The sequence below is a fragment of the Streptomyces sp. P3 genome (assembly GCF_003032475.1).
In the GTDB taxonomy this organism is placed as follows: Bacteria; Actinomycetota; Actinomycetes; order Streptomycetales; family Streptomycetaceae; genus Streptomyces.
In genome coordinates this window covers 3443850-3466755 of the sequence record NZ_CP028369.1, presented here as the reverse complement: position 1 = coordinate 3466755, position 22906 = coordinate 3443850, and the positions used below count along the sequence as shown (strand labels likewise).

18 protein-coding genes are annotated in these 22906 nt (G+C 69.9%); 1 reads left to right on the top strand and 17 read right to left on the bottom strand.

The features are described from left to right. Positions 1-208: 208 nt before the first annotated feature. From C6376_RS15525 to C6376_RS15500, 6 genes are all read right to left on the bottom strand, one after another. Positions 209-970, bottom strand: coding sequence for a TIGR03936 family radical SAM-associated protein (locus C6376_RS15525; RefSeq protein ID WP_107443961.1), 762 nt, complete (start codon positions 968-970; stop codon positions 209-211). 48 nt (positions 971-1018) lie between these two features. Then, positions 1019-2158: a hypothetical protein gene (locus C6376_RS15520; protein ID WP_173985649.1), complete on the bottom strand. Its 1140-nt coding sequence runs from the start codon at positions 2156-2158 to the stop codon at positions 1019-1021. A gap of 143 nt (positions 2159-2301) precedes the next feature. Continuing rightward, the gene (locus C6376_RS15515; RefSeq protein WP_254075950.1) at positions 2302-3453 is read right to left on the bottom strand and encodes a glycosyltransferase; all 1152 of its coding nucleotides are present in this window, start codon (positions 3451-3453) and stop codon (positions 2302-2304) included. 884 nt (positions 3454-4337) lie between these two features. Further along, positions 4338-4748, bottom strand: coding sequence for an arsenate reductase ArsC (locus C6376_RS15510; protein ID WP_107443960.1), 411 nt, complete (start codon positions 4746-4748; stop codon positions 4338-4340). Between the two features lie 24 nt (positions 4749-4772). After that, entirely contained in the window at positions 4773-5519 is a 747-nt protein-coding gene (locus tag C6376_RS15505; RefSeq protein WP_173985895.1) for an aquaporin, read from the bottom strand. Further along, complete coding sequence (locus tag C6376_RS15500) at positions 5510-5887, bottom strand: helix-turn-helix transcriptional regulator (RefSeq protein WP_107443958.1); 378 nt, start codon at positions 5885-5887, stop codon at positions 5510-5512. The genes C6376_RS15505 and C6376_RS15500 overlap by 10 nt, the downstream gene beginning before the upstream one ends. Before the next feature lie 104 nt (positions 5888-5991). On the opposite strand from C6376_RS15500, the gene arsM reads away from it, so the two are divergent. Then, positions 5992-6888, top strand: coding sequence for an arsenite methyltransferase (gene arsM, locus C6376_RS15495; protein WP_107443957.1), 897 nt, complete (start codon positions 5992-5994; stop codon positions 6886-6888). A 287-nt stretch (positions 6889-7175) separates the two neighbouring features. Here the strand turns inward: arsM and C6376_RS15490 are convergent, their stop codons facing one another. The 11 genes from C6376_RS15490 to C6376_RS15440 all read right to left on the bottom strand — a co-directional run bounded on the left by C6376_RS15490 (position 7176) and on the right by C6376_RS15440 (position 22816). Continuing rightward, positions 7176-9125 (bottom strand): TIGR03960 family B12-binding radical SAM protein, encoded by a 1950-nt coding sequence (locus tag C6376_RS15490; protein WP_107443956.1) that lies wholly within the window; start codon positions 9123-9125, stop codon positions 7176-7178. 121 nt (positions 9126-9246) lie between these two features. Then, entirely contained in the window at positions 9247-10905 is a 1659-nt protein-coding gene (locus tag C6376_RS15485) for a CYTH and CHAD domain-containing protein (protein ID WP_107443955.1), read from the bottom strand. Between the two features lie 92 nt (positions 10906-10997). Next, a complete protein-coding gene (gene rodA / locus C6376_RS15480) occupies positions 10998-12197 on the bottom strand; it encodes a rod shape-determining protein RodA (RefSeq protein ID WP_107443954.1) in 1200 nt (399 codons plus the stop codon). After that, positions 12194-14443, bottom strand: coding sequence for a penicillin-binding protein 2 (gene mrdA, locus C6376_RS15475; RefSeq protein ID WP_107443953.1), 2250 nt, complete (start codon positions 14441-14443; stop codon positions 12194-12196). Before mrdA ends, rodA begins: the two co-directional genes overlap by 4 nt. Before the next feature lie 142 nt (positions 14444-14585). Continuing rightward, entirely contained in the window at positions 14586-15257 is a 672-nt protein-coding gene (gene mreD / locus C6376_RS15470; RefSeq protein WP_107443952.1) for a rod shape-determining protein MreD, read from the bottom strand. A gap of 15 nt (positions 15258-15272) precedes the next feature. Then, positions 15273-16211, bottom strand: coding sequence for a rod shape-determining protein MreC (gene mreC, locus C6376_RS15465; protein WP_107443951.1), 939 nt, complete (start codon positions 16209-16211; stop codon positions 15273-15275). 203 nt (positions 16212-16414) lie between these two features. Further along, complete coding sequence (locus C6376_RS15460) at positions 16415-17434, bottom strand: rod shape-determining protein (protein ID WP_054244925.1); 1020 nt, start codon at positions 17432-17434, stop codon at positions 16415-16417. A 231-nt stretch (positions 17435-17665) separates the two neighbouring features. Further along, positions 17666-18079 (bottom strand): nucleoside-diphosphate kinase, encoded by a 414-nt coding sequence (gene ndk, locus C6376_RS15455; RefSeq protein ID WP_107443950.1) that lies wholly within the window; start codon positions 18077-18079, stop codon positions 17666-17668. 106 nt (positions 18080-18185) lie between these two features. Then, positions 18186-18551 (bottom strand): DUF4233 domain-containing protein, encoded by a 366-nt coding sequence (locus C6376_RS15450; protein WP_107443949.1) that lies wholly within the window; start codon positions 18549-18551, stop codon positions 18186-18188. Between the two features lie 8 nt (positions 18552-18559). Next, positions 18560-20092: a folylpolyglutamate synthase/dihydrofolate synthase family protein gene (locus C6376_RS15445; protein ID WP_107443948.1), complete on the bottom strand. Its 1533-nt coding sequence runs from the start codon at positions 20090-20092 to the stop codon at positions 18560-18562. A 99-nt stretch (positions 20093-20191) separates the two neighbouring features. Further along, the gene (locus C6376_RS15440; protein WP_107443947.1) at positions 20192-22816 is read right to left on the bottom strand and encodes a valine--tRNA ligase; all 2625 of its coding nucleotides are present in this window, start codon (positions 22814-22816) and stop codon (positions 20192-20194) included. Between the last annotated feature and the right edge of the window lie 90 nt (positions 22817-22906).

Here is a 22906-nt window from a genome sequence, read left to right as displayed (position 1 = left end):
CCGTTGACGTCCGCGGCTCGCGCGATGCGCGGTGCCGCCGTCCGGGGCGCGGGCGCCGCACGGGAGCTCTCTGTGTCCTGTCTCGCCGGTTCCGTACGCCGAATGCGCACGGCCTGGCGAAAGTCTTCTGGTCGGTTCGCCGCCCGACCCAGGTGGCTCCCGAGTACGAGGGCGGCGCTACGGCGTACGTTCCTTCGCGGAACCTTCCCTACGCGGGCGCCTTCGCGGCGGCAGCGGGTCGGGCCTCAGGGGCCCGAACTGCCTCGCGGTCGGGCGCGAGCGGGTCGGTCACCGTGCCGGTCCCTGCATCGAACAGCCCCTGCGCCAGCCTGGTCACCGCTGCGGGGACCGGCGGCGCCAGGTCGGCCACGGCGCGGAGACCGGACAGGACGTCGTCGGGTCGTACGGCAGGCGTCACGTGCCGAACAACCAGCCGCAGTATCGCACAGGGCTGGCCGGTCGGCCTATCAGCGGGTTCACTGTGCGTTTCCAGCCGGGCGACCGCGGCGCGGGCGTCGAAGGTCCGGACGCCGTTCTTGGTCATGCGCTGGACCTCGACGGCGTCGGCCTCGTTGAAGGCGTCCACCGCGCGATCGGCGTCGGCCGGGTCCACGCCGTCCAGCCGCAGCTCCCACACGGAGGCCGTCAGCCGGTCGGCGAGCCCCGAGGTCCGGGCCTCGACCGCGTCGACGACGTCGAGCCCGGTGGGCAGCGACTCGTCGAGGAGGACTCGCAGTTTCTCCGGGTCACGCGCCTCGGTGAGCGCGATCTCCAGATACTCCGCCTCACTGCCCGTGCCGGTGGGTGCGGCATTGGCGTACGACACCTTCGGGTGCGGCGTGAACCCCGCCGAGTACGCCATCGGCACCTCGGCACGGCGCAACGCACGCTCGAAGGCGCGCTGGAAGTCACGGTGGCTGGTGAACCGGAGGCGGCCGCGCTTGGTGTAGCGCAGTCGGATGCGCTGCACCGCGGGTGCGGGCGGCGGGCCTTCGGGCTGTCGCTTGCCCAGTGTCGTTCAGTCCTTCGTGAGAGCGGTCGTACTGCTACCAAGAGTACGTGCCTCGCCCGTCGATGGTTCCCGCCCGCCGACCGCCGCCGGCTGCCGCGGCTTCCCGAAGAGCAGCTGCCGCACGTCGGCGCGGGCCTGCCGTGCCGTCTCCCGGGCGGCGGCCAGCGCCTGCCGGGTGGTACGGCCCACGCTGCGCGCGGCGCGGGCGGCGGGCCGCAGCACGGCATCGCGCACGACGTGCCCGACCGGGGTGAGGACGGTCCGGTACACCCAGCGCACCGGCTCGACGAAGATCCACCGCAGGAGGGTCCCCAGGGCCCGTCCGACCGTCAGCGAGAGGCGTCCGGCGATCCGCCAGGCCTGCCCGAGCGCGTCCCCCACCTCCCGGGCGACGACCGCGAGGACGCGGCCGACGGGGGCGAGCACCCAGCGCCACAGGGCGACCGCGGGCAGCACGACCAGGATCCTGGCGGTCCAGTACAGGGCCCTCCCGACCCCGCTGACCAGCAGTGTCAGCAGGCGCAGCAACCCGAGCGCGCACCAGGCCACGGCCCGGCCGACCGGCACGAGGACCCACGTGTGGAGCCACCGGGCGGGGACGACGACGAGGTGCCGCAGCAGCCAGGCGGCGGCCGTGTACGAGCCGGCCCCGACGGCGGCGAGGACGGCCCCGATCCCCTTCCCCAGCCACGCGAGCGCCTGTCCCACGGGCGTCAGCACGCACGCGTACACCCACCGGAGCCCGGCCCCCGCCGTCCGCCCCAGCCAGGCGACACCCTGCCCCAGCGGCGTCAGGACGTACCGGTACAGCCAGAGTGCCGGTACGACCAGCAGCATGTGTCCGAGCCAGACGAGCGCCTTGCCCGCGGGGGTCAGGACGTATCGCCACAGCCCGATCAGCGGCAGGACGAACAGCACCTTCCCCAGCCGGAGCAGGGCCCGCCCGAACGGCCGCAGCACGGTGTCCCGGAGCAACCGCCCCGCGACGACGAACAGGTCCCACGCCATCCGCACGGGCACGACCAGCACGAGCACGACGATCCGAACGGGCAGCCGGATCGCGACGACCAGACATCCCTCGGGAGCCCGGCCGCCTGACGCGGACTGGCGCACGGGCGGATCGGCGGTCGGTTTCTGCAGGTCCATGTGGACGTAGACGCCACAACGGGCTCGCCGGATGCACCGAGGGCGGGCACGCCGACCCGATCGGTCCTACGCGGGCGTCTGCGGACGGGTGCGGGCATCTACCGGCATCTACGGACGGGATCGTGAGGGAGCGTCAGGGCCGACTACCGCTTGCGGACCCGCTTCGTCTTCCCGGCCCGGGACGCCTTCGGACGGCGTACCGGGGTGAGCGTGGAGGCCCCGGACTTGACGTGGGGAACGGAGAACTCCCGGTTGGTCTCCGTCTGGCGGCGGACCGCATCGGGCAGATCCGGCATGGCCAGCAGCACGTCGCAGGCCCGGACGGCGGCCGCATGGTCGCCGACCCAGTAGGCGCAGAGGGAGAACTCGAAGAGGAGTCCCCACTGGTACACCCAGGACCTGGTGAAGAGCAGATCGTCCGGCTCGCGGCGGCCGACGACCCCGCCGAGCAGGGAGTACGCCGTGTGGTAGCGGCTTCGCAGGCGCAGTCGCGAGGCCAGTTCGTAGACGGCCTCGAGCCGGGTGGGCCGGGACTCCCAGGCACGGGAGAACGCGTCCATGGCCCCGGGCCAGTCGTCGGCCTCCTCCGCCCGGAGGATCCCCGCCTCGAGGAGCGAGCAGTACACCTCCTCCGCCCAGCCGCCCAGTTCGGCCCGCCGCTCGTACAGCGCGATCGCCTCCTCCGCATGCCCCAGGTCGCGTTCGGTGTTGGCGAGGTAGAAGACCGTGCGCGGGTCGGCGGGGTCGCGCTCGAACTCGGCGCGCAGCAGCCGCGCGTCACGTTCGAACTTGTCGCCGCGGCAGCCGCCGTCCGCGTGGTCCTCGATGACGAGCGCGTTGAGGTTCTCCTGCCGTTCGGGGCCGTCGGTGCAGGGGTACTCGTAGGTGACGCCCTCGTACCGCCAGGCGCGGTCGCCGCGCATGAGGTGCTTGAAGCGGTGCTGGGAGCCGGGAGTGTCGTAGCGCAGCATGTACGAGTCCGCCGTCAGCCGGGGCAGCGCGGCGTCCTGCCGCAGGACGTGATCGGCGTCGAGGGTGAGCAGGTAGTCGGCCTTGCCGAAGGCGTGCCGGATGTTCCGTGTCCGGTTGTGCCCGAAGTCGACCCAGGGTTCCTCGTGGAGCTCGCCCGGAATGCCCTCGAGCACCGTGCGGATCACTTCCCGCGTTCCGTCCGTCGACCCGGTGTCGGAGATCACCCAGTAGTCGATGAGGGGGCGGACGGATTCCAGGCAGCGGGCGATCACCTGCGATTCGTCCCTGACGATCATGCACAGGCAGAGGGTCTGGTGTTTCACGGGCGCCAACGTGGCACAGGCCCGCTCAGCGGCCGCCCGTCCCACGCGCGCAATGACCCCATCAGTGCACATCGATTGGTCCGATACGTCGATGAAGGCGATGATGCGGGCCACCTGGTGCGCCGGTCGAGCAGTTCCGCTGCGTCCAGGCTCGCCCTCACGGCCGGAATGCACCCGGACCGGCCGACCACGAGGAGGACGCACATGCGGCATGAGTTCGGACCGGACTCCTCCTCGGGCCGATCGCCGGGCACAGGTGCAAGCAGGCAGGCAGGCTTCGCTCGCCGTGATCCTGGCGACCGACGTGATCAAACCTGGCGGCGGCGGACACTGCCACCGAGGGAGCACGGACGGCCGCCGGCGCCGGCGCCCGACCTCAGCACCAGACCGGGTACCGAGCGGGGGCGCGGCGGGAATCGCCTGCGAGGTCCTCGATCAACGAGCACAGCCGGGGCAACCAGGACCTGGCGGAAATCAAAAAGATCGACGTGACGTCCTGACCACCACGGATCAGGTCTTCGAGATCATCTGCAGGGCGCGCCAAGTCGCCGGCCGGGCAACCCTGACCTGTCCCGACCCCGCGCTGGCGACCCCGGCCCTGCCGCCGTTGAACTCCCCGGGACCGGGAGACGGCGACAGTCTCCGCCACGCCACCTGACGGCGACGGCCCCCTCTCCCGGCGGGACAGGAGGCCGTCGCCGGACTCGGTGCGCGTGCCCGCTGCCCGCTGCCCGCTGCCCGCTGCCCGCTGCCCGCCGACTGCTTCACGGTCAGCGGCAGCAGTTGCTGACCGGCCGGGCCGATCTGGATATGGCTGTCCACTGCAGGCCAGTCCGACACGGCAATGCGGGCAAGCTGTGAGACCTCGGACGTAACTGGGCTGTTCAGCCTGTCAGGTCGTTCACCAGCGCACGGATGCGCCGCTCGATCTCGTCCCGGATCGGGCGGACGGCTTCGACGCCTTGGCCGGCCGGATCGTCGAGTTGCCAGTCGAGGTATCGCTTCCCCGGGAAGACGGGGCAGGTGTCTCCGCATCCCATCGTGATGACGACATCGGACGCTTGTACAGCTTCCACCGTGAGGACCTTCGGTGTCTCGGCGGATATGTCGATGCCGACTTCGTTCATCGCTTCCAGCACCGCCGGATTGACCGTGGCGGCAGGGGCGGAGCCGGCCGAGCGGACTTCCACCTTCTCCCCGGCGAGGTGAGTGAGGAAGGCGGCGGCCATCTGGGAGCGCCCGGCGTTGTGGACGCAGACGAACAGAACGGAGGGGCGCGAAGTGGAGTCGCTCATGTCGGAGGTTCCTTGGAAGACGGTTCAGTGAGGAGAAGCAGCGAGTTCTGTGGCGCCCTGCGGCATGACGACATCGGTTTCGGCAGGAGCGGCGGGCCCGAAGATCAACACCACCAGTCCCAGGCCGACGGCAGCACCCGCCAGTTGAGCCGCGATGAAGGGCGCGACGGAGGTCGGAGCGATTCCGGCGAAGGTGTCGGTAAGCGTCCGGCCGATGGTCACGGCAGGGTTCGCGAAGGAGGTGGAGGACGTGAACCAGTAGGCGGCCCCGATGAAGGACGCGACAGCGACCGGAGCGAATCGCTCGTGACCCGTCCGGTTCAGGCCGAAGATCAGCAGAATCAGCCCGGCGGTCGCCACCACTTCCCCGAGCCATAGGTGTCCTGCGAAGCGGTCATGGGTGGACCACTTCACCAGGGGTTCGGCGAACATGGCGTCGGCCAGGACTGCCCCGGCGACGGCCCCCGCGATCTGCGCCGGAACATACGCGGCCACCTCCCGCAGACTCAGCCCGTCTGCGCTCCTCCGGCCGGTGAACCACGCTGCGAGGGTGACGGCCGGGTTGAAGTGCGCGCCGGAGACCGGCCCGAGGAGCACGATCAGCACGGCCAGGCCGAAGACCGTGGAAATGGAGTTGGCGAGCAGTTGGACCCCGACGTCCCGTGAGAGTTCGGTGGCCTGAATCCCCGAGCCGACGACCACCGCCACCAGGGCAGCCGAACCCACCGCCTCCGCGGCGGCACGACGACCGAGGGGCGCGCTCACGCGGATGCCTTTGCCGTCTGCGGCATGGCCAGGAACCCGGACAAGCGGTCGAGGGCGGTCGGAAGCACCCAGTAGTAGACCCAGGTACCGCGGCGTTCACAGTCGATGAGCCCCGCCTGCCGGAGAAGCTTCAGATGGTGCGAGATCGTCGGTTGCGAGAGGTCGAAGGCAGGGGTCAGCTCACAGACGCACACCTCCCCGCCCTCCCGCGAAGCGATCATCGACATCAGCCGCAGACGCACCGGGTCGCCCAGGGCTTTGAAGATCTTTGCCAGGTCTGCCGCCTGCTCTTCCTCCAGGGGTGCTGTGGCCAGTCCCTCACAGCAGGAACCATCCCCGTTCCGGCCGAGGATCTTCAGCTCTTGATTCGACATGCTTCTATGTTGACGTTTTCCGAACCAAGGCGCAAGGTTGATTCAACGAACGTCAATACAAGCCGTTCAGGGCACCGCCATGCCCATTCACCCAGGAGTGATCCATGTCCGACCAGTCCACCGACCTACGGGAAACCGTCCGGCAGCGCTACGCGGCTGCTGCTGTGAAGGTCAGCGAAGGGGGCGCCGCCTGTTGCGGTCCGCAGCCCATCGAGGTCGACGAGAACTTCGGCTCGACCCTTTACGCCGTCGACGAGCGCGAGACCCTGCCCGCCGAGGCCGTGGCCGCCTCTCTCGGCTGCGGCAACCCCTCCGCCGTCGCCGAGCTGCGCAAGGGCGAACGCGTCCTCGACCTCGGCTCAGGCGGCGGCATCGACGTCCTGCTCTCCGCCCGCCGCGTAGGCCGCACGGGCAAGGCGTACGGGCTCGACATGACCGACGAGATGCTCGCCCTGGCCCTGGCCAACGCCGAGAAGGCCGGCGCGAAGAACGTCGAGTTCCTCAAGGGCACGATCGAGGCGATCCCCCTGCCCGCGAACACCATCGACGTCGTGATCTCCAACTGCGTGATCAACCTGTCCACCGACAAGCCCGCCGTCTTCGCCGAGACCTACCGTGTACTCAGGCCGGGCGGTCGAATCGGCGTGTCCGACGTGGTCGCCGACGACTCACTCACCCCGACCCAGCGCGGGGAGCGAGGCGACTACGTGGGGTGCATTGCGGGGGCCCTCTCCTTCGAGGAGTACCGCGCAGGTCTGGAAGCGGCCGGATTCACGGGCGTCGAGATCGTTCCGACGCACCCGGTCGCCGACGGCATGCATTCCGCGATCGTCCGCGCGTCCAAGCCGGCGGCGACTCCGCTGCCCGACACCCGGACGGACACGTCGGCGGACCCTTGCTGCGGAGTGCACGCCTGCTGCACCGAGGTCGAGACGTCGGCAGAGCCCACCGTCAGCGTCAGTGCGGCAAAGGCAGCATCCGGCTGCGGCTGTCAGAGCTGATCCCGACACCACTGAGCCCCCTCCCGATCAAGGAGGGGGCTCAGAAGTAGTTCACAGAGACCGTTCTCGGACAGCCGACGGGGAATCAGACCCACCACCTCGGAGAGGATCCCCGGCGTGCCTCCAGGCGGCGGCAGCGGCGTTCTGGACGCATCCGGCACCCGACTCTGCCGCTCCCTCAGCGCCCGAGGGAGCCAAGCGCGGCGGCCACCTCATCCTCCGCGACCTCCGCGACCTCCGCGACCTCCGTCACAGCCTCAGCGATCCGCCGCAGCGCCCCACTCACCTCAGTGCGCGTGCCCGCTGCCCGCCGGCTGCTTCACGGTCAGCGGCAGCAGCTTCTGGCCGGTCGGGCCGATCTGGATATGGGTGTCCATTGCAGGGCATACGCCGCAGTCGAAGCAGGGGGTCCAGCGGCAGTCCTCGACCTCGGTCTCGTCGAGGGCGTCCTGCCAGTCCTCCCAGAGCCAGTCCTTGTCGAGGCCCGAGTCCAGGTGGTCCCAGGGCAGGACCTCCTCGTAGGTCTTCTCGCGGGTCGTGTACCAGTCGACGTCCACGCCGAAGGCGGGCAGCGTCTTGTCGGCGCAGCTCATCCAGCGGTCGTAGGAGAAGTGCTCGCGCCAGCCGTCGAAGCGGCCGCCGTCCTCGTAGACGGCCCGGATGACCGCGCCGATGCGGCGGTCGCCGCGGGAGAGGAGGCCTTCGACGATGCCGGGCTTGCCGTCGTGGTAGCGGAAGCCGATGGAGCGGCCGTACTTCTTGTCGCCGCGGATCTTGTCCCGGAGCTTCTGCAGGCGCGCGTCCGTCTCCTCGGCGGAGAGCTGGGGGGCCCACTGGAAGGGGGTGTGCGGCTTGGGCACGAACCCGCCGATGGAGACCGTGCAGCGGATGTCGTTCTGGCCGGAGACCTTGCGGCCCTCGGCGATCACGTTCATCGCCATGTCGGCGATCTGCAGGACGTCCTCGTCCGTCTCCGTGGGCAGGCCGCACATGAAGTACAGCTTCACCTGACGCCAGCCGTTGCCGTACGCGGTGGAGACCGTCCTGATCAGGTCCTCTTCGGAGACCATCTTGTTGATGACCTTGCGCATGCGCTCCGAGCCGCCCTCGGGCGCGAACGTCAGACCGGAGCGGCGGCCGTTGCGGGTCAGCTCGTTCGCCAGGTCGACGTTGAACGCGTCGACGCGGGTGGAGGGGAGGGACAGGCCGATCTTGTCCTCTTCGTAGCGGTCCGCGAGTCCCTTGGCGACCTCGCCGATCTCGCTGTGGTCTGCGCTCGACAGCGAGAGCAGGCCGACCTCCTCGAAGCCGGTGGCCTTCAGGCCCTTCTCCACCATCTCGCCGATGCCCGTGATGGACCGCTCGCGCACCGGGCGGGTGATCATGCCGGCCTGGCAGAAACGGCAGCCGCGGGTGCAGCCGCGGAAGATCTCCACCGACATGCGCTCGTGGACCGTCTCGGCGAGCGGGACCAGCGGCTGCTTGGGGTAGGGCCACTCGTCGAGGTCCATCACCGTGTGCTTGGACACGCGCCACGGCACGCCCGAGGTGTTCGGCACGACACGCGCGATCCGTCCGTCCGGCAGGTACTCGACGTCGTAGAACCGCGGGATGTACACCGCGCCCGTCTTCGCGAGGCGCAGGAGGACCTCCTCGCGGCCTCCCGGGCGGCCCTCCGCCTTCCACTCGCGGATGATCTTCGTCATGTCGAGGACGGCCTGCTCGCCGTCGCCGATGACCGCCGCGTCGATGAAGTCGGCGATCGGCTCGGGGTTGAAGGCCGCGTGGCCGCCCGCGAGGACGATCGGATCGTCGATCGTGCGGTCCTTGGACTCCAGCGGGATGCCGGCCAGGTCCAGGGCGGTCAGCATGTTCGTGTAGCCCAGCTCCGTGGAGAAGGACAGGCCGAACACGTCGAACGCGCCCACCGGGCGGTGGCTGTCCACGGTGAACTGCGGGACGTTATGCTCCCGCATCAGCGCTTCCAGGTCCGGCCACACGCTGTAGGTGCGCTCCGCGAGGACACCCTCCTGCTCGTTCAGCACCTCGTAGAGGATCATGACGCCCTGGTTGGGCAGGCCGACCTCGTACGCGTCCGGGTACATCAGCGCCCAGCGGACGTCGCAGGACTCCCAGGGCTTGACCGTGGAGTTGAGCTCGCCGCCCACGTACTGGATCGGCTTCTGCACATGCGGGAGCAGTGCTTCGAGCTGCGGGAAGACCGACTCGACAGACATCGCGGGGGCACCTTCGTGAGCGGACTGGGGGGTCCCCCCGGACGGAGGCTGGGGGGTGACCATCTAGCCTAACCCGGCCGAAGGCCTCCCCCACCCGCGAGGGAACCGCCGCGGCCCGCCGCTAAACCTCTGCCGCCCCGCGGATCCTGTCCCAGGCTGCCGGCAGCTCCTTCTCCACCAGCTCGGCCCGCCGTTCCTCCCGTCCGTACAGGAGCCCGTACGTGAAGGCGCTCTCCCCCGCCGCGTGCGCCACGGCGGACAGCTCGCGCAGGGTCTGCCGGGCCATGACGCTGTCCTGGTGCTCGCCGAGCAGGCTCTGCAGCGACTTCATGGACTTGGCCAGCGTTTTGGCGGGACCGCCGATCGCCGGGGTGGCCGTCTCCGCCGCGTACCGGGTCCGCTTGGCCTTCTTGCGCGCCTCGTGCAGGCCCCCGTCACGGTCGTGGCCCGGCGGCTCCTCCAGGGCCTGCTCGACGAGGTCCGACACCTTCTCGAGGTCCTTGCGCACCGCCTTGGCGAGCACCTTGGCCGGCTTGCCCTCGGCCGCCGTCCGCAGTGGCGGGTCGGCGACGAACGCGTCCAGGGTGTCCAGCAGGGTGAGGTAGCGCGCCGAGTCGAGGACGCCCAACAGTCGGCGGCGGGAGCCGCGGTGTTGTGCCTTGGCCCAGTTCTGCAGCCGTTCGCCGACCGGCCCGGAGACGAGGGTGCGGGGCAGGTCGTCGAGACCCTTGGTGAGGCGTTCGGCCAGCACCTCCTGGTCGCGGCCCACGCCCAGCTCGCCGGCCAGCCACTTCAGCTCGACGCCGATCGGGTCGGTGACGCCCCGGTCGAGGACCTTGCGGAAGGAGCGGAAGGTGCTGCGCAGCCGGCGGGTGGCGACGCGCATGTCGTGCACGGCGTCCTCGGTCTCCTGGCGGACGGCCGGATCCAGGGCGAGGATCGCGTCCCGTTGCGCACGGATGTATGCCAGCACATGATCACCGGCGGTCACGGGCTCCCGGTCCGGGGCCTTGCGCCCCGCTGCTTCCGACACGACCGCCGGTTTTCCCTCCGCGCGGCCCTTCCCCTTGCCGTCGCCCTTGCCCTTCCCCTTGCGCTTGCCCTTGACGTCGCCCTTCCCCTTCGCCGCCGGCGCCGCCTCGTCGCCCTCGGCCGCCGCCTTCGCCCTGGCCCGCTTCTTCCTGGGCGCCGTCTCGGCGAGGGCCCGCGCCAGCTTCGACGCCGACTTCGAGGGCCGCACGCCCGCCTTCCGCAGCCTCTTGTCCAGCTTGTCGAGCAGGGTGGGATCGCCGCCGTCGGCCAGCTCCACCTCGATCTCGGTCCACTGGGCGCTGCCCTCGCCGCCGAACAGCCGGTCCGCCCGGACGGCGTCCACGCTGGCCTCGGCGAGCAGCCGGCCCTCGGCGTCGAGGAGAAGGCGGATGTCACGCTGCGAGCGGAGTCGCACCACGGGCACCAGCTGTCCCTCGCGGACGCGGGAGCGGACCAGCCCGGCGAGCTCGTCGGGCACGGCGTCGGAGAGCGGGGCCCGGATCTCGTCCCGGACGCCGGCGGCGACGGGGAGTTTCAGGTGCCAGCCGGCGTCGGAGCCGCCGGTGCGGCGGCGCAGGGTGATGGACGCCGCTGCCAGTCGCAGGTCGGACGTGTCGTAGTAGGTCGCGTCCAGCTCGGCGACGCCTTGGTCGAGGACGGACGCGACCCCGGCCACACCGGTGAGGTCGGGCAGTCCGCTGTCATCGGATTCGTACTTGCGCTCGATCTCGCGCTTCGTCTCCGCCATGAATTGAATCTAGTCGGAGTCGGGCCCGTACGGCAGGGCGTACGGGCCCGGATACCGGCCGGACTCGGGGAAACCGCGAGGTCTGCGCGTGCTTACGCGGACATCGGGCGCTGCACCCGGATGGACTGCAGCAGCCCCACCGCCACCCAGACGGCGAACATCGACGTGCCTCCGTAGGAGACGAAGGGCAGCGGCAGACCCGTCACGGGCATGATCCCCAGGGTCATCCCGATGTTCTCGAAGGACTGGAAGGCGAACCAGGCCACGATGCCCGCGGCGACGATCGTGCCGTACAGCTCGGTGGTCTCCCGCGCTATGCGGCAGGCGCGCCAGAGGACCACACCGAGCAGGACGATGATCAGGCCAGCGCCCAGGAAGCCCAGCTCCTCGCCCGCGACGGTGAAGACGAAGTCCGTCTGCTGTTCCGGGACGAACTGGCCCGTCGTCTGCGAGCCGTGGAACAGGCCGGCGCCGGAGAGGCCGCCGGAGCCGATCGCGATGCGGGCCTGGTTGGTGTTGTAGCCGACGCCCGCGGGGTCGAGGCTGGGGTTGGCGAAGGCGGCGAAGCGGGCGATCTGGTAGTCGTCCAGGATGTGCAGCTGCCATACGGCGACGGCGCCGGCCGCGCCCGCGCCGAGCAGGCCGAAGACCCACCGGTTGGATGCTCCGGAGGCCAGCAGCACACCCAGCACGATCATCACCATGACCATGACGGACCCGAGGTCGGGCATCAGCATCACGATCAGCATGGGGACGGCCGCGAGCCCGAGGGCCTGGAGCACCGTGCGGTGGTCGGGGTAGAGCTTGTCGCCCGCGTCGACCCGGGCCGCGAGCAGCATCGCCATGCCCAGGATGATCGTGATCTTCACGAACTCGGAGGGCTGGAGCGAGAAGCCGCCGCCGATCACGATCCAGGAGTGTGCGCCGTTGACCGTCGAGCCCAGCGGGGTCAGCACCGCCAGGATCCCCATGAGCGAGAGGCCGTAGAGGATCGGTACCGCGTTGCGCAGGGAGCGGTGTCCGAGCCAGAGTGTGCCGATCATCAGGCAGATGCCGATGCCGGTGTTCATGAGGTGCCGGATGAGGAAGTAGTACGGGTCGCCCTGGTTGATCTCGGTGCGGTTTCGGGTCGCCGAGAAGACCAGGAGCGAGCCGATCAGGGACAGCGCGATCGCCGACGTCAGAATCGGCCAGTCCAGCCGCCGGGCCAGCGAGTCACGGGCGAAGACCCTGGTCCAGCCGGCCCGCTCGGGCCCGTATCCGGAGACGGAGAAACCGTTCGCGCCGCTCATGTGCACATCCTCCGGCTTCCCCTCTTCCGCCGTCGCCTGCGCGTGTCGCGGTTGCTGTTCGTGTTCTGCTGGACGGTGGCCGCGGTCTGTGTCCCGCCCGGGTTCGGGGCGGTCTGCTGGCCGGCGCGCTGCTCCTTGGCCGGGTCCTTGGAGACCTTCGGGGACTTGATCGTGCCGTCCGCCTGGATCTTCGGCAGACCGGCCTGCGGGGTGGGCAGCAGGGCGTTCCTCTTGTCGATCTTGCCGTCGTCGGAGACGCCGTACATCGCGTTGTAGATGTGCCGCACGGCCTCACCGGAGGCGCCCGAACCGGTACCGGCCTGGGCGATCGTCATGACGACCGTGTAGTCCTTGCTGTACGTGGCGAGCCAGGACGTCGTCTGCTTGCCGTAGACCTCCGCGGTACCGGTCTTGGCGTGCAGCGGGATCTCCTTCTGCGGCCAGCCGCCGAACTTCCAGGCGGCGGTACCGCGGGTGACCACGCCCTCCAGGGCGGCGTCCATGCCCTTGATCGTGGCCTTGTCGACCGGCAGCCTGCCCTTGGGCTTGGGTTTGATCTCCTGGACGGTCCTGCCGTCGGCGCTGACGATGGCCTTGCCGATGGTGGGGGTGTACATGGTGCCGCCGTTGGCGAGCGCCCCGTAGATCACGGCCTCCTGGATCGGGGTGACGAGGGTGTCGCCCTGACCGATGGAGTAGTTGATCGAGTCGCCCTCGCGCATCTTGTTGCCCTCGAGGCAGTTCTCGTACGCGATCATCTCGACGTAACTGCCGCCCTTCTTGCCGTACTTGCACCAGGAGTCCTTGTTGGCCTTCCAGTAGGACTCCTTCCACTGACGGTCCGGGACGCGGCCGGTGACCTCGTTGGGCAGGTCGACGCCGGTCTCCTTGCCGAGGCCGAACTGGTGGGCCGCCTTGTAGAAGTAGTCCTTGGGCTCACCCTTCTTCGGGTTGATGCCGCCGTCCTTCTTCCACTCCCGGTCCGCGAGGCCGTAGAAGACGGTGTCGCAGGAGACCTCGAGGGCCCGGCCGAGTGAGATGGGGCCGAAGCTCTCGCCCTCGAAGTTCTTGAAGACCTGGCCGCCCACCGAGTACGAGCTGGTGCACGGATAGCCGCCGTCCCACTCGTAGCCCGCCTCGACCGCGGCGGCCGTGGAGACCACCTTGAACGTCGAACCGGGCGCCGACTGACCCTGTATGGCCCGGTTGAGCAGCGGGTAGTCGGAGTTCTTGCCGGTGAGCTTCTTGTAGTCCTTGGCGGAGATCCCGCCGACCCAGACGTTGGGGTCGTAGGCGGGGGCGGACGCCATGGCGACGACGCGGCCGGTTTTGGCCTCCATCACCACGACCGCCCCGGAGTCGGCCTTGTAGTTCTCGCCGGTGATCTTGTCGAAGGACTGGCGGGCCACCTTCATCGCGTTGCTCAGCTCGTACTCGGCGACCCGCTGGACGCGGGCGTCGATGCTGGTGACGAGGTTGGCGCCGGGCTGCGCCTCGTCCGCCTCGGCCTCACCGATGACGCGGCCGAGGTTGTCGACCTCGTAGCGGGTGACGCCGGCCTTGCCGCGCAGTTCCTTGTCGTACTGGCGCTCCAGGCCGGAGCGGCCGACCTGGTCGGAGCGCAGGTAGGGCGAGTCGCTGTCCTGGGCCTTGGTGATCTCGTCGTCGGTGACCGGCGAGAGGTAGCCGAGGACCTGGGCCGTGTTGGCGTTGCCGGGGGCCGCGTAACGGCGCACGGCCTCGGGCTCGGCGGTGATGCCGGGGAAGTCCTCCGCGCGCTCGCGGATCTGGAGGGCCTGCTTGGCCGTCGCCTCGTCGGTGATGGGGATCGGCTGGTACGGCGAGCCGTTCCAACAGGGTTGGGGGGTCTTCGCGTCGCACAGCCGGACCTTCTGCGCGACCTCGTCCGGCTTCATGCCGAGGACGCCCGCGAGCTTGGCCAGGACCGCCTTGCCGTCGTCCTTCTGCTTCAGCAGGTCGGTGCGGGAGGCGGAGACCACGAGCCGGGTCTCGTTGTCGGCGAGGGGCACGCCGCGCGCGTCCAGGATCGAGCCGCGTACGGCGGGCTCGACGACCTGCTGGACGTGGTTGCCGGAGGCCTCCTTGGCGTAGGCCGCCCCCTCCCGGATCTGGAGGTACCACAGGCGGCCGCCGAGGGTCCCGAGCAGGGAGAGGACGAGAATCTGGATCACGACGAGCCGGATCTGGACCCGTTGGGTCCGACCGGTCTCGGGGATGTTGGTCACTGCGGCTGCTCCCCCTCTCGGTGCGCGAACGTGTGTGCGCGGACGAATGATGAACGATCAGCCTGTGAGGCCTCGTTCCGCCTGGCGTTGCCCCGTTCGGGTGATTCCTCCACGGACGCGCCCCGCGCGCCGGCGTCGGCGCTCACAGCCGCTTGACCCCCTTGATGCGGCCCGCCCGGGTCGCCCGCGACCTGGCCGCCTTCAGCTTGAGTCCGCCGCGCTGTCCGCCGATCCGCAGACCCGTCCCGGAGGAGAGCCAGCCGGAGGAGATGTCGGGGCTCTTGGCGGCGGAGTTGGTCTCCGCGAGGGGGTCGTTGTCGGCGCGCCGCGCCAGGAACATGATCGCGGGGACCACGAACGGCGCGAGCAGCAGGTCGTACAGGGCGGCCGTGAACAGCAGCCCGGTGAGGCCGACATGACGGGCGGCGGTGTCGCCGACGAGGGCGCCGACCCCGGCGTACAGCAGGGTGGAGCCGATGGCGGCGCCGACCACGACGACCATCGGGCCGGTGGCCGACTTGATCTGCCCGTTCTCGGGCTTGACGAGCCCGGCGAGGTAGCCGATCACGCACAGCACGAGGGCGTAGCGGCCGGCGGCGTGGTCGGCGGGGGGCGCCAGGTCGGCGAGCAGTCCGGCGCCGAAGCCGATGAGGGCGCCGCCGACATGGCCGTACACCATGGCGAGGCCCAGGACGGTGAGCAGGAGCAGGTCGGGGACGGCTCCCGGGAGGTGGAGCCGGGCGAGGACGCTCACCTGGATCACCAGGGCGACCACGACCAGCGGGGCGGAGAGCAGGATCCGGTTGACGCGCATGGGGGTTGTCAGCTCCTACTGCTGCTGGCCGTCTTCGGGTGCGTTCGCGCTCGGCGTGACCGTGACGGTCACCGTCGGCGTGGGGACCGGTTTGGGCTTCGAGGGGAGCACGGTGTCGCGCGGATCCTTCTTCGGGGCCTCGACGACGACGCCCACGATGTCGAGCTTGGTGAAGCTGACGTACGGCGTGACGTAGAGGGTGCGGGTGAGGTCGCCGCCGGAGGGGTCGACGCGGGAGACGACGCCGACGGGGACGCCGGGCACGAAGGGCTTGGAGGCCTGCGAGCCGAACGTGACCAGCCGGTCGCCCTTCTTCACGTCGGCCTTGCCGTTGAGGAGTTCGACGCGCAGCGGCCGGTCGCCCTGGCCGGAGGCGAAGCCCAGCTCGTCGGACGCCTCCATCCGGGTGCCGACGGTGAAGTCGGGGTCGTTGGCCAGAAGTACGGTCGCGGTGTTCGGGCCGACGGTGGTGACCCGCCCGACCAGCCCGTCCCCGTTGAGGACCGTCATGTCGCGCCTGACGCCGTCGCGCGCGCCGATGTCGATGGTGATGGTCCAGGAGAAGCCCTGGGCCGCTCCTATCGCGATGACCTCCGCGCCCTTGATGCCGTACTGGCCGGCGCCGGCGATCTTCAGCGTCTTGTCGAGCTGCGCCAGCCGGCTGCGGTTGCGGTCGTCGCTGCCGAGCTTCGCCTTGAGAGCCGCGTTCTCCTGCTCCAGAGCGGTGAGCCGGTCATGGCGTTCGCCGGAGTCGCGGACGGCGGAGACGGCGTTGCCGACGGGGTCCACCGCCGACGCCACGCCGTCCTCGATCGGGCCGAAGGCCGCGGCCGCGGCCTGCCGGGCGCCGTCGACCGGGGAGTCCTCACCGCCGCGGATGTCCACCGTGATCAGCGCGAACGCGACGGCGATCAGCAGCACCAGGAGCAGCCGGCTCTCTCGTGTGTCCCTCACGTGCGGCGGCCGTGCCCTTCCTCGAGAGAAAAACCAAGAACAGGAATCAGGAAGCAGGTGTCGGTTCCGGGGAACGGAATCGGTAAGTCGGGTAGCCCCGGGCCAGGATGGCCAAGGGCGCTTTTGTCGGAGCTTATGCCTCTGGATCAACGATCCGCCGCACGAGAGGAGATCATCCCGTACGGCGGAATCGAAGCGTTACGTCATCTGCGCGGCGCGGCGTCCAGAACCTGCTGGAGCGCCTCGAACTCCTCGACGCACTTGCCGGAGCCGAGCGCCACGCTGTCCAGCGGGTCCTCCGCGATGTGGATGGGCATGCCGGTCTCCCGGCGCAGCCGCTCGTCCAGCCCGCGCAGCAGGGCTCCGCCGCCGGTCAGAACGATTCCGCGGTCCATGATGTCGCCGGACAGCTCCGGAGGGCACTTGTCGAGGGTGGTCTTCACGGCGTCGACGATCGCGTTGACCGGTTCCTCGATCGCCTTGCGCACCTCGGCGGCCGAGATGACGACGGTCTTGGGCAGCCCGGAGACGAGGTCCCGGCCGCGGATTTCGGTGTGCTGGTCGTCGTCGAGGTCGTAGGCGGAACCGATCGTGATCTTGATCTGCTCAGCGGTCCGCTCACCGAGGAGGAGCGAGTACTCCTTCTTGATGTGCTGGATGATCGAGCTGTCCAGCTCGTCACCCGCGACGCGGATGGACTGGGCGGTGACGATGCCGCCGAGCGAGATGACCGCGACCTCCGTGGTGCCGCCGCCGATGTCCACCACCATGTTGCCGGTGGCCTCGTGGACCGGCAGGCCGGAGCCGATGGCCGCGGCCATGGGCTCCTCGATGATGTGCACCTGACGGGCGCCGGCCTGGGTCGACGCCTCGATGACGGCACGGCGCTCGACGCCCGTGATGCCCGAGGGCACGCAGACGACGACCCGCGGCCGAGCAAGATACCGCCGCTTGTGGATCTTCAGGATGAAGTACCGGAGCATCCGCTCGGTGATCTCGAAGTCGGCGATCACGCCGTCCTTCAGCGGGCGCACGGCAACGATGTTGCCGGGGGTGCGCCCGATCATCTTCTTCGCTTCGGCGCCGACCGCGAGGATGCCACCGGTGTTGGTGTTGATCGCGACGACGGACGGCTCGTTGAGTACGATCCCGCGACCCCTGACGTACACCAGCGTGTTGGCGGTCCCGAGGTCGACAGCCATGTCACGGCCGATGAACGACATTGAGTTCCCCATCAGGATTCGACTGGCCTTCCATGAGCTTTGAGGGCTTTTCAGGTCGGCGAGGTGGGTGCTGTGACGTGAAGGCTTCCATCGTAAACGCGCCTGCACGAACACTGCGGAGCGGTCTCCGCCATTGTTTGCAGATGCTGTGTGGGTTCGCTTCCGGAGACGGGCGTTCGGGGGCTCACGTTCCCTCGATCGCCCGCTCAGTCGCTGCGAAAGCCCCGCGGGTCAGGCGCGACCGGGGAAGAAGATCTTCACCTCGCGCTCGGCGGACTCCTCGGAGTCGGAGGCGTGGATCAGGTTCTCGCGGACGATCACACCGTAGTCGCCGCGGATGGAGCCGGGCGCGGCGGCGATCGGGTCGGTCGGGCCGGCCAGCGCGCGCACGCCCTCGATGACCCGCTCGCCCTCGACGATCAGCGCGACCACCGGGCCAGAGGCCATGAACTGCACCAGCGGCTCGTAGAAGGGCTTGCCCTTGTGCTCGCCGTAGTGCTGTTCCAGCGTGTCCTGGTCCAGGGTGCGCAGCTCCAGCGCCGTGATCCGCCAGCCGGCCTTGCGCTCGATACGGCTGATGATCTCGCCGGTCAGGCCACGACGGACGGCGTCGGGCTTGAGCAGGACGAGGGTGCGCTGGCTCACGAGGTGACTCCTTCTACTACCGGTGTGCTGTGCCGATGGGCCGGCGCCTGATGACGGCGCCGGCGTGTGCGGTGGGATGAGGTTACAGGGCGTGTCCCGGCGTTTGTCACACAGCGTCAGCAGGGTCCGGGGAAGGGCCCGCGGCCTGCTCGGCGAAGCGGGCCTTCGCCTCGTCGACCTTTCTGCCGTAGTGCACCGACGCCCACCACAAGGCCCCGAACAGCACACCCATGAAGAACATGATCGGAACGAAGAACCCGGAGGCGACGAGGGCGATCTGCAGTGCCCAGCCGAGGGCGACGCCCCCGGGCCGGGTGACCGTCCCGCACAGCAGCAGGCTGATCAGCATGGCGATGCCGCAGACCGTCCACACCGTGGACGTGGACAGGTCGGCGTCCTTCATGGCGACCAGGCCGGCGAAGCCGATGACGAAGAACTCGCCGATCAGGGTCGAGGAGCAGAGCGTGCGCATGGTGGTCCTCAGCCCTTCCCGAGGAGCAGTCGGGCCTCGCCGACGGTGATGACGGAACCGGTGACGAGTACGCCGCCGCCGGCGAACTCGCCCTCCTCCTCGGCAAGCGTGATCGCCGCCTCGAGGGCGTCCGGCAGCCGTGGTTCGACCTGGACGCGGTCGTCGCCGAACACCTCGACGGCGATCGCGGCGAGTTCGTCGGCGTCCATCGCGCGATGGCTCGTGTTCTGGGTGATCACGACCTCGGCGAAGATCGGTTCGAAGGCCTCCAGCAGCCCCCGGACGTTCTTGTCGGCGCTGGCCCCGACCACGCCGATCAGTCGGGAGAAGTCGAAGGCCTCGCCGACGGCCTCGGCGGTGGCGCGGGCCCCGGCCGGGTTGTGCGCGGCGTCCAGGACGACGGTCGGGGAGCGCCGGACGACCTCGAGGCGGCCCGGCGAGGACACCGCGGCGAAGGCCTTGCGGACGGTGTCGACGTCGAGTGGTTCGGGCCGCTGGGAGCCGACGCCGAAGAACGCCTCGACCGCGGCGAGCGCGACGGCCGCGTTGTGCGCCTGATAGGGGCCGTGCAGCGGCAGGTACACCTCGGGGTACTCGCCGCCCAGGCCGCGCAGGGTGACGAGCTGTCCGCCGACGGCGACCTGGCGGGCGACGACGCCGAACTCCAGCCCTTCCCGGGCGACCGTGGCGTCGACCTCTACGGCCTTGCGCAGCAGCACCTGCGCCGCGTCGACGGGTTGCTGGGCGAGGATGACCGTGGCGTCCTGCTTGATGATCCCGCCCTTCTCGGCGGCGATCGCCCCGGGCGTCTCTCCGAGCCGGTCGGTGTGGTCGAGGTCGATGGGCGTGACGACGGCCACGTCGCCGTCGATCACGTTCGTGGCGTCCCACGAGCCGCCCATGCCGACCTCCACCACGGCGACGTCGACGGGCGCGTCGGCGAACGCCGCGTAGGCCATGCCGGTCAGCACCTCGAAGAACGACAGCCGGTACTCCTGCATGCCGTCGACCATCTCGACGTACGCCTTGATGTCGTCGTACGTCTCGATGAACCGCTCGGCGGAGACGGGTGCGCCGTCGAGGCTGATCCGCTCGGTGATCGACTGGACGTGGGGGCTCGTGTAGCGGCCGGTGCGCAGTTCGAAGGCGCCGAGCAGCGCCTCGATCATGCGGGCGGTCGACGTCTTGCCGTTCGTGCCGGTGATGTGGATGGAGGGGTACGAGCGCTGCGGCTCCCCCAGCACGTCCATCAGCGCGGCGATGCGGTCGACGGAGGGCTCCAGCTTGGTCTCGCCCCAGCGGGTGGCCAGCTCGGCCTCGACCTCGCGCAGGGCCTTGTCGACCTCCGGGTCCGCGGGGCGCGCGGGCGTGTCGGACTGCGGGGCGCCGCCCTGGCTGCGCAGGGTGCGGCTGCCGGCTTCGATGACCGCGAGATCCGGGTCGCGGTCGGTCTCCTCGGCGATGATCTCGTCGAAGGGATCGAGGGGGTCGAAGGGGGCGGGCAGGTCGTCTGGGTTGCCGTTCGGGGGGAGCTCGCTCACGGGCCCAGTCTACGGACGGGCGGTGACAGAGGTGGGCGGAGGTGGGCGAAGGCCCCCGGGACCGTGCCGGTCCCGGGGGCCTTCGTCCGTCGCGGTGTCCTAGGCCTGCGGCAGACGCTCCAGCTGGGCCTGGATGCGGGCGATGTCGTCGTCCGCCTTGGCGAGGCGGGTGCGGATCTTGTCGACCACGTTGTCCGGGGCCTTCGCCAGGAACGCCTCGTTGCCGAGCTTGGCCTGGGCCTGGGCCTTCTCCTTCTCGGCGGCGGCCAGGTCCTTGGCGAGGCGCTTGCGCTCCGCGGCCACGTCGATCGTGCCGGAGAGGTCCAGCGCGACCGTGGCGCCCGCGACGGGCAGCGTCGCCGTGGCGGAGAAGCTCTCGCCCTCGGGCTGCAGGCGCAGCAGCTGCCGGATGGCGGCCTCGTGGGACGCCAGCGCCGTGCCGTCGAGGGTCAGGCGGGCGGGGACCCGCTGGCCCGGCTGGAGCCCCTGGTCGGCACGGAAGCGGCGGACCTCGGTGATGACCGACTGGAGGCTCCCGATCTCACGCTCCGCGGCGGCGTCCCGGAAGCCCGAGTCGGTCGGCCACTCGGCGACGACGACGGACTCGCCGCCGGTCAGCGTCGTCCAGAGGGTCTCCGTGACGAACGGGACGATCGGGTGCAGCAGCTTCAGCGTGACGTCGAGGACCTCGCCGAGGACGCGGCCGGAGACCTTCGCGGGCTCGCCGCCGGCCATGAACGTCGTCTTGGACAGCTCGACGTACCAGTCGAAGACCTCGTCCCAGGCGAAGTGGAACAGCGCGTCGGAGAGCTTCGCGAACTGGTAGTCCTCGTAGAGCGCGTCGACTTCGGCGACGACGGAGTTGAGACGGGAGAGGATCCAGCGGTCGGCCGCCGACATCTGCGAGGCGTCCGGCAGCGGGCCGTCGACCGTGGCGCCGTTCATCAGCGCGAAGCGCGTGGCGTTCCAGATCTTGTTGGCGAAGTTGCGCGAGCCCTGGACCCAGTCCTCGCCGATCGGGACGTCGACGCCGGGGTTGGCACCGCGCGCGAGGGTGAACCGGAGCGCGTCGGAGCCGTACTTGTCCATCCAGTCCAGCGGGTTGACCGCGTTGCCGAAGGACTTCGACATCTTCTTGCCGAACTGGTCGCGGACCATGCCGTGCAGGGCGATGGTGTGGAACGGCGGGGTGCCGTCCATCGCGTACAGGCCGAACATCATCATCCGGGCGACCCAGAAGAAGAGGATGTCGTAGCCGGTGACCAGAACCGAGTTCGGGTAGTACTTCGCGAGCGACTCGGTCTGTTCGGGCCAGCCGAGCGTGGAGAACGGCCACAGGCCGGAGGAGAACCAGGTGTCGAGGACGTCGGTGTCCTGACGCCATCCCTCGCCGGTCGGCGCCTCGTCGTCGGGGCCGACGCAGACGACCTCGCCGTTCGGCCCGTACCAGACCGGGATGCGGTGGCCCCACCACAACTGCCGCGAGATGCACCAGTCGTGGAGGTTGTCGACCCAGTCGAAGTAGCGCTTCTCCATCTCCTGCGGGTGGATCTTGACGCGGCCGTCGCGGACGGCGTCTCCGGCGGCCTTGGCCAGCGGTCCGACCTTGACCCACCACTGCATGGACAGGCGCGGCTCGATGGTGGTCTTGCAGCGCGAGCAGTGGCCGACGGAGTGGACGTACGGGCGCTTCTCGGCGACGATCCGGCCCTCGGCGCGCAGCGCGGCGACGATGGCGGAGCGGGCCTCGAGCCGGTCCAGGCCCTGGAAGGGGCCGTGGGCGGTGATGACCGCGTGCTCGTCCATGACGGTGAGCGACGGCAGGTCGTGGCGCTGGCCGATCTCGAAGTCGTTCGGGTCGTGCGCGGGAGTCACCTTGACGGCGCCGGTGCCGAACTCGGGGTCGACGTGGGTGTCGGCGACGACCGGGATGGAACGGTCCGTCAACGGCAGCCGGATCAGCTTGCCGATGAGGTGCCTGTAGCGCTCGTCGTCGGGATGGACGGCGACGGCGGTGTCGCCGAGCATCGTCTCCGCGCGCGTGGTGGCGACGACGATCGTGTCGTCGCCCTCGCCGTACTTCATGGAGACGAGCTCGCCGTCGTCGTCCTGGTACTCGACCTCGATGTCCGAGATCGCCGTCAGACAGCGCGGACACCAGTTGATGATGCGCTCGGCGCGGTAGATCAGCTCGTCGTCGTAGAGCCGCTTGAAGATGGTCTGGACGGCCTGGGACAGGCCCTCGTCCATGGTGAAGCGCTCACGGGACCACGCGACGCCGTCGCCGAGGCGGCGCATCTGGCCGCTGATCTGGCCGCCGGACTCGCCCTTCCACTGCCAGACGCGCTCGACGAACGCCTCACGGCCGAGGTCGTGACGGGACTTGCCCTCCTTGCCCAGTTCGCGCTCGACGACGTTCTGGGTGGCGATGCCGGCGTGGTCCATGCCGGGCTGCCAGAGCGTCTCGAAGCCCTGCATGCGCTTGCGGCGGGTGAGGGCGTCGATGAGCGTGTGCTCGAAGGCGTGCCCGAGGTGCAGGCTGCCCGTGACGTTCGGCGGGGGGATGACGATGGTGTACGGAGGCTTCTCGCTCTTGGCGTCGGCCTCGAAGTAGCCCCGCTCCACCCAGCGCTCGTACAGCGGCCCCTCTACGTCGGCCGGCGCGTACTGGGTCGGCAGTTCGGTGTGGGGCGCTGATGGCTGCTGCTGAGCGTTCTCGGTCACGCGCCCAGTTTAGGGGTGTCACGGGGCCGTCCCGAAACGTGTTTGCCGTGTAACGGTGGGGGCCCCGCCGCCGTACAGGCATCACCTTTG